We start from the raw sequence: 1,002 nt of genomic DNA on the forward strand, positions 1-1,002 counted from the left end.
TAAAGATATACTGGAGTATTATCAATCAAATTCCAACTTCTATGGGGATTTAGATATTCCTAAAATTATCACTCAATTTTTTGACATGAGCATAATCGGTAATATGTGGTATAACAGATTTAAGAGACAGTTGTACTACAATTATAAATACAGAGACGATACTGCAACTGTCAATTTCAATCAAAAATTTGTTATACATAAGGGCTTTAGAAAAGCATTGAAACTTTGGTAGACTTAGTTTTTGTCTGACCTGATGTAGAACTATTATTGTCTTTCAGCGATGCCGAGGTCTTCGTCTAACAAAGTATTCACGCTGCGAGCCTAACAGTCTCTTGGTTGTCAGATGAATAATCGAAGATGTAAACTCAGACAACAAACGCCCCAACCTAAGATAAGAGTCATCTAAGGTTGGGGCGTTTCGTGAATACGGGAACGTTATATGAAAGACCCGAAAATACTTAATAATATTTGAGGTGGAGCGATGAATATTAATTGGTTAGAGCGAGTCCAAGTGAATATATTTCCTGTTAGTGAAGAGCAATGTGACATTAGAAAAGCGTTGAATGAGTGGGTATATCAAGGTGATATGTATGATGTTGAAATAGCTGAAGAGACTTGCGAGTTGTGCGATCAACCACATATTCGATATCAATTTGAAATTGTTAATTTATTGAACAAAAATACTCTTCAAATTGGATCAGAATGTATAAAAAGATTTGATATCGGAGTAGTAGATTCTAAGGGAACATTATTAACGTCAGAAGAAGCTAAGAAAAAAGTAAATAAGGATAAGAACAAGTTAATCACAGATGGAAAAGTGAAAAGTGTTATGAATTCACTTATTAATTTAGCTAGATTAGATGAAGAGTTTGAAATCGAGAGCTTTATTAAATATTTTAAAGAAAATAATGCTTTTACTCCAAAGCAACTCTCAACGTTAATATGGAGACTTGAAAAATATAAAGTTGAACATAATAAATCTCATTTTAAACTTACCATTAA

The 1,002-nt window shown here is 32.2% G+C and carries 2 protein-coding genes; both read left to right on the forward strand.

Features of this window, described 5'->3' with window-relative positions:
- The coding region (locus CHH67_RS26525; RefSeq protein WP_218832026.1) for a hypothetical protein at positions 1-232 on the forward strand (232 nt) is incomplete at its 5' end.
- 249 nt (positions 233-481) lie between these two features.
- On the forward strand, positions 482-1,002 hold a 521-nt coding region (locus CHH67_RS17135; protein ID WP_095266426.1), incomplete at its 3' end, for a hypothetical protein.

Source organism: Paenibacillus campinasensis, assembly GCF_002272015.1.
In the GTDB taxonomy this organism is placed as follows: Bacteria; Bacillota; Bacilli; order Paenibacillales; family Paenibacillaceae; genus Paenibacillus_AQ; species Paenibacillus_AQ campinasensis.